We start from the raw sequence: 5,684 nt of genomic DNA, 5'->3' as shown, positions 1-5,684 counted from the left end.
ATCAGCTGGGCGGTGTCCTGCAGCGAGAGCAGGTTCTGGCGCGTCGCGGCCGACAGGGTGATGGAGGACATGGATCGCTATCTTTCCAACCGGAGCAACCCGATTCTCGGGGATGCCTAAGAATACCGGTTAGGGTTAAGTCCGAATTAACTGCGCGAGTATTTTCGGCGAATCGGTAGCCTTACCGGGAAGTGTACGAGCGACGGGCACAAACTTGGCCCGTCGGCATCGGTCAGGGTCGCGGCGGCTCAGCTGCCCACGAAGATTTGCGCAGGCGCTTCCGCGCATTGCTGCACGGGCTGAACAGTCGATTGAGTCGCCGCGCCACGCGACGCATCCTCAGTCGAGGGCGTAACCGAGCAAACCTTCGGACGTGTGTCCCTCGCAGTCCGCTGCCGTCGACACGAAATGATCTTGGCCGCCGGCGATGCAGCGGTAGATCGGGTGGCTGCCCGGCCTGTGCGCCTCGTAGACGTAGCCGGTCTGGCCGAGGGGCGTCTGGCCCTCGCACCGCGGGTCCCGGCTGAGGAAGTGGTTCTGCCCCGCCGCGCAGCTCATCAGCATCGCGGTCCCAGGGGCCGGAAGCGTCAACGCGGTGCCGACGCTGCGCTCGACCGTGTAGCCCGGCCCGATATAGCCGGTCGTCACCCAGTGGCCGTCGGGCCCGAAGGCGCGCCGCAGGGGAAGGCGGTCGGCGCCGCTGGGCCGCCGCGCCTCGGTGATCCGCCACGTGCCGGGGTAGGGGTCGCCGCCCGAGAAGAACACCGTGACGTCCGGGAGGAACGGCGTCAGCGAGCCGGCTCCGTCGCGCTGGAAGCCGGGGCTGTGGTTCAGGTAGAAACCGGTGACGTCGGAGTTCAGGTAGCCCAAGGGCGTCCAAGTGGCCGGCGCGCCGCTCAGCACCGCCTTCAGGGGCATCTTGAACAGACCCATCTGGTAGGTTTCCCGGTCCGGATTGCGCCCCGGGTCCTTGCAGGCCACCTGCTGACACACGCGACCCGGCAGCCCGGTGATGACGTAGACCTCGCCCGCCTTGGGGTCGTAGGCGAAATCCGAGTTCGGGTTGATGGTCGAGCCGTCGGTGGCGACGTTGGGGACCCGCGCCGGCGCCCCGAAATGCACGCCGTCGGCCGTGTGCCGGACGTAGAGGTCCCCGAAGCCCCGCACGCCCTGCGGCCCGGTGAGATCCGTCGTGAAGACGAAGACGCCGGACCGGCCGTCCGAGAAGGTCGCGGGCTGGCCGGTGCCGTAATTGCCCTGCGCGACGACCGGGTTGATCGGCTTGATGACCGGTTCCGGGTAGTCGACCCACGTCACCTTGTCGTTCGAGAAGGCGAGGCCCGTCTGGTTGTTGTGTCCGGGTAGGTTGTCGGCTCCCGAGTAATACATCGCGTAGGCGTAGCTCTGTCCGTCCGCCGGGTTGACGAAGCGCCCACGGATCACGCTGGGATCACAGACGTACTGCCGGTTCCAGGAGCCGGGCGTCGGCTGGAACACGATCCGCGCCGGCGAGAAGCCGGTTTGCGGCGTGTAGGAACGGTGGAAGATGACGTCGGTCTTGCCCTGGCCGCACCACCAGATGTCGGTGGTCCCGTTCTCGGTGATGACGCTCGGCGCGTAGTTGTAGCCGGCCGGATTGGCCTCGTTGACGAACAGCGGCTGCGCCTCCGGCCCCATCCAGCCGGCCTCACCCGCCACCGGCGCGGCGAGCACCGCCAGCAGCACCCCGACGAGAGCGCTCCTCGGCGAAACGAAATCCGGTAACACGCTCACACCCATCCCTCGCTCCGGTCCGCTCCTGCACCCGTGACGCCGCGGCGCTCCGGCGGAGGCTGACGACGCGAATGTGGCCGTCTGATATCCGGCGGCTCGGACCGTCGGATCGTGTCCGGACCTTCCACCGGGGCGGAGAGGCCCTTCAGCCGGGGGCAGGGTCACGCACCGGTCTTGGGTTCGGCAGCGCGGCGGCAGATCGGCCTCAGGGCGCGGTCGAGCAGCGATTGCCGACCGAGGATCATCTCGAAGAAATCGTACTCACCCGGCCTGAAATTGGCTTTCAGGAACTGGAAGTGCATGTGGAAAGGCTTGAGGCGCAGGCGCTTGTAGTCGTCCTCCGGTATCCTGTCCTTGACTCCTGCGGAGCGGATGAGCGGGTTGCAGGCGAGGAACGCCGGTCGTCCGAATCCGAGATCGAAGATCGGATTGAAACCGTAGCAGTTGAGCCAGTCCTGGGGCGCCTGGTAGTCGCACCAGACGATGCGGTCGCTGAAGACGAGCGTCGCGATGTCTCGGCGCAACGTGCGGGCCTCGTGCTGAAGCGCGACGAAGGGCAACCCCGAGCCCAGCGTGACCAGGGACAGCCGCGGATGCGCTCGATCGTCGGTCCCGAGGCGCGCGAGGACTTGCGCGGCGACCTCGACCGCCATGGCGGCGCCCAGGGAATGGCCCACGATCAGGACCTCGTCGGGCGCGTCCGCGGGGTTCGCACGCCAGTGCGCCATTTCGGCCAGAACACGGTCCCGGAAGACCGCGATCCGGTCCACGTAATCCGGTCGCCGGCCCGTCGCATGCTGCCAGAAGAAGATGCGGATGCTCAGGATATGCCAGAAGAACAGGCGGCCCAGCGCCTTCTTGGCGCCGTACAGGAAGGCGAGCGCGGCGGCGGCGAGAAACAGCGCCACGCAGACCGTGTCCGCCACCGCCGACGGGCTGACGGCGGCGAAGATCGCGGTGCCGAGCGCGATCAGCAGCGCCGGGGCGACGAAGGCAACGAAGAACGGGAAGGCGCTCAGCAGGGTGTAGGGCCATCCGAACCGGGACGTCTTGAAGAACAATCCCTGCGTGAGCCCCGCTACGGCGCTCCGGGCCAGCAGCGCGAGCTTGCGCGACGCGGGGCGCGCGAGATCCGAATGGACGATATCGCTCCAGACCAGGGTCTCGCAGCGGACGGCCGCGCCGTCCCCGTCTGCCGGCGCGCCGACCTCCCAGCTCCGGCTCAGACCATCGGGGTCGTTCCGGATCTCCGAGACGGCGCGCGGCATCGCCCCGAACCGGGCCGTGTGACGGTGGAGTTCCCGCTTGAAGAAGGCGGGGAAGCGGATGCCGCTGCGGGCGTCGAACCCGTGGATGAAAAAGACGTGCCGCCGCGCCACCGGCGCCGGATGAAGGTCTCTCAACTTGAAAGGCGTGAATGATAAGTAGCCGCGGACCATGTGATCGAACAAGAACGAGAGCACGAGGCCGATGCGTGGCGGTCGGCGGCGCCGGCAGGGGCGGCTCCATTGCACGATCGCGGAGGGCTCCACAACAGCGCGCGGGTGAAATCGGTTCCGCCGCCGGCCAGCATTCATGATCCGGCCGGCGTCACGGCCTCTGTCACCCGGCAACACCGCCGGCGTCAAAAAGCGGCGCCGTGCGCGAGAATGACTGGACTTGGGAAAACTGAGCCTCCTACGGTGCGGGATGCGGGGGCGGTGTTCAAGATTCGTATGGGCTTTATCGAGGCCGTGAGGGCGCTCCGCAGCAACGCCCTCCGACGTCACAAGATCGGCCACATCCAGGCCGTCTTCGACGCTGCACCGAGTGGTTGCATCGTGCTCGCGGGCGATTCGCACGCGGCTCACCTGCCGCGACCGGTCGTTTCCCGTCCCGTCCTGAATGTCGGTCTCGCGGGTTCGACGGCGGGTTCCTATCGCCGCGCCCTCGACCTGCTGCGCGCGCCCTTGCCGGCCTTCCTCGCGATCCTGATCGTCGGGACCAACGACATCCGCTCGCCGTCGGCGCTCGCGAGGTCGGCGACCGAGGACTTCTCCAGCCACGCGGATCGCATGGTCGATCGCTTCCAGGCCTGGACCCTCGACACGCTGGTGTCGGCGCTGCCGCCCACGCCGGTCTCGAAGGCCTCCGAGCGCGACCCCGCAGCGGTCGAGGTGTATTCCGATCTCCTCCGCGACGTGTGCGTGCGCCGGGGCGTCTCGTTCTTCGATCCGTTCGCGTCGCTGCGCGGGGCCAGGTTCGGGCTGGCGGAGGATGACGCTTTCATCGACGGGACGCATCTGCGCGATTACGCGGCGGTGGCCGCACGCATCACCGGCCACATCCGGGATCGATATGGGCTGGAGCGCTACCTGGAGACTCCGCTCCCGGGTTTCGATGAGGAGTATTACAGGAGCTGGTACGCCGACACGTGCCAGTACCCCCACGGTCTGGCGCGACACTACCTCGATCTCGGCTGGCGCGAGGGCCGTGATCCGAGCGGGCATTTCAGCACCGACGGGTATCTCGACGCGAATCCGGATGTCCGCGCGGCGGGCGTCAACCCGCTGGTCCACTTCCTGGAGGTCGGCTTCGCGCAGGGGCGGACCGGCTGGCAGAAGTCGCGGGCGCATCCGACGCGCTGTCGCGGCATCGACGCGGACATCTGACGGCGGCGCTGCCGGCCCCGCGCACGCCATCGTGACCGGCGCCGCCGCAAAGCTGGCGCAGGTCCGTGTACGCATGCGACCATGCGCATCCTCCTCGCGGTCCCTCTCCTCGTCCTCGTCAGTGCCGGAGCTTCGGCCGGAGAGCCGCTCCTCGACGGTCCCGTCGTCGCCGGCGGATTCGGGATGGGAGGGTCGGACTATTACGGCGATGTCCGCAGCCGGATGCCGTTCACCGGGGAGGCTCCGCCGCGGCCGGTCGGGATGGCCGACATCGTGCGCGTCCGGGCGGCTCGCGGGCGCGCCGCTACCGCTTCCCGGCGGCAGGCCCCGCATCGACCGGCGCATCGCGGCTGAGTTTCTCCGGGCTCCGCCGATCCGGAGCGACGCGGTCCAGGTGTGGGCTCAGTGCCGGTAGCGTTCGGCCAGGGCCATGAGGGCCTGGGCGAGTTCGGTGAGGTTGGCGGACGCGGCCTCGACCTGCCGGGTGCCGGCGGCCGTCTGCTGGCTGGCCTGGCGGATGTTCTGCAACGCCCCCATCACCTGCTCGATGCCCAGCTGCTGCTGGTTGGTCGAGGCCACGATCTGCTGGAACGTCTGCACGTTCTCCTCCACCCGCGCGGTGATCTCCTCGATCGTGCGCTGCGTCGTGTCCGAGCGCGTCTTGCCCGCCGCCGCGCGCTTGACCGCCTCCTCGGTCAGCATCACCGACGTGTTGATGCCCCGCTGGATCTCGCCCAGGATCGCCCGCACCTGACCGGTCGCCGCCTTGGCCTGGTCGGCCAGGAGCTTCATCTCCGCGGCCACCACCGCGAAGCTGCGCCCGCTCTCGCCGGCCGCGGCCGCCTCGATGGCGGCGTTGAGCGCCAGCAGGTGCGTGCGCTCCGAGATGTCGTTGACCGTCTCGATGATGTCGCCGATCGTCTGGGTCTTCTCCGACAGGCTGACGATGTTGCCCGCCACGGCTTCCGCCTGCTCGCGGATCGCGTCCATGGCCTTGGCGGTGTCCGACACCGCGCGCAGGCCCTGGCGCGAGGTCTGCGCGGTCGCCTGGGCGGTGGCGATCACCTCCGTGGCGCGCTTGGAGATCTGCGCGCCCGAGTGGGTGATCTCGTCGACCGTGGCGGCCGTCTCCTGAACCGCGGCGAACTGCTGCTCGACCGAGGCGGCCTGCTCCTGCGCCGAGGCCCGGATCTCCGCCGCCGCCGCGTTCAGGTCCGCCGTCGCCGCGCGGTTCGTCCGTGCCAGGTCCGACAGCCCCGC

General features: G+C 68.9%; 4 protein-coding genes. 1 reads left to right on the top strand and 3 read right to left on the bottom strand.

What is annotated here, in order from left to right:
- Positions 1–339 precede the first annotated feature (339 nt).
- A complete protein-coding gene (locus ACTJK8_RS31995) occupies positions 340–1,779 on the bottom strand; it encodes a hypothetical protein (protein ID WP_440763177.1) in 1,440 nt (479 codons plus the stop codon).
- A gap of 155 nt (positions 1,780–1,934) precedes the next feature.
- Positions 1,935–3,614 carry a lipase family protein gene (locus ACTJK8_RS31990; protein WP_440763176.1) on the bottom strand — a complete coding sequence of 560 codons (1,680 nt, stop codon included), beginning with the start codon at positions 3,612–3,614 and terminating at the stop codon, positions 1,935–1,937.
- Here ACTJK8_RS31990 and ACTJK8_RS31985 point away from each other — a divergent pair.
- Positions 3,594–4,424 (top strand): SGNH/GDSL hydrolase family protein, encoded by an 831-nt coding sequence (locus ACTJK8_RS31985; RefSeq protein WP_440763175.1) that lies wholly within the window; start codon positions 3,594–3,596, stop codon positions 4,422–4,424. The genes ACTJK8_RS31990 and ACTJK8_RS31985 overlap by 21 nt on opposite strands.
- A gap of 402 nt (positions 4,425–4,826) precedes the next feature.
- Here ACTJK8_RS31985 and ACTJK8_RS31980 read toward each other — a convergent pair.
- On the bottom strand, positions 4,827–5,684 hold an 858-nt coding region (locus ACTJK8_RS31980), incomplete at its 5' end, for a methyl-accepting chemotaxis protein (RefSeq protein WP_266285542.1).

This window comes from Methylobacterium sp. 22177 (assembly GCF_052045615.1).
GTDB lineage: Bacteria > Pseudomonadota > Alphaproteobacteria > Rhizobiales > Beijerinckiaceae > Methylobacterium > Methylobacterium radiotolerans.
The sequence above is the reverse complement of the archived record's forward strand: the minus strand, read 5'-3'. Positions and strand labels throughout refer to the sequence as shown.

Bases quoted from the DNA above. Each gene is read 5' to 3' on its own strand.
- ACTJK8_RS31995 (WP_440763177.1), bottom strand. From the start codon at position 1,779: ATGGGTGTGAGCGTGTTACCGGATTTCGTTTCGCCGAGGAGCGCTCTC.